Origin of the sequence: Hydrogeniiclostridium mannosilyticum (assembly GCF_003268275.1) — a bacterium.
GTDB lineage: Bacteria > Bacillota > Clostridia > Oscillospirales > Acutalibacteraceae > Hydrogeniiclostridium > Hydrogeniiclostridium mannosilyticum.
Genome location: NZ_QLYR01000054.1, coordinates 1 through 381, shown reverse-complemented (window position 1 = coordinate 381; position 381 = coordinate 1). Strand labels below are relative to the sequence as shown.

The following is a 381-nucleotide window of genomic DNA, read 5'->3' as shown; positions in this document are numbered from 1 at the left end:
CTGGAACGGGTAAATTTAGCCGCGTTTTTGAAATCCGAGCAGGGACTGAATACCCCATTGCTGGAAAAGGCGTCGAATCTGTCCGGCGGTCAATGCCAGCGCCTTGCTCTGGCAAGGGCGCTGCTCCACGACAGCCCGGTATATATTTTCGATGAGGCCACCTCCAATATCGACGTGGAGAGCGAAAACGACATCATGGCCGAGATACATAAGCTGGCAAAACACAAAACGGTGATCCTCATTTCCCACCGGCTGGCGAATGTGGTACAAGCGGACAATATCTATGTGTTAGAAAACGGAAGCATTGCCGAAAGCGGCAGCCATGATGGTTTACTCAAAAAACATGGCCTGTATGAACGGCTGTGGACAGCACAGCAATCC

General features: G+C 51.4%; 1 protein-coding gene. It reads left to right on the top strand.

Features of this window, described 5'->3' with window-relative positions; genetic code table 11:
• Positions 1 to 381, top strand: a 381-nt coding sequence (locus DPQ25_RS14450; protein ID WP_146740585.1) for an ATP-binding cassette domain-containing protein, incomplete at both ends; no start/stop codon positions are given.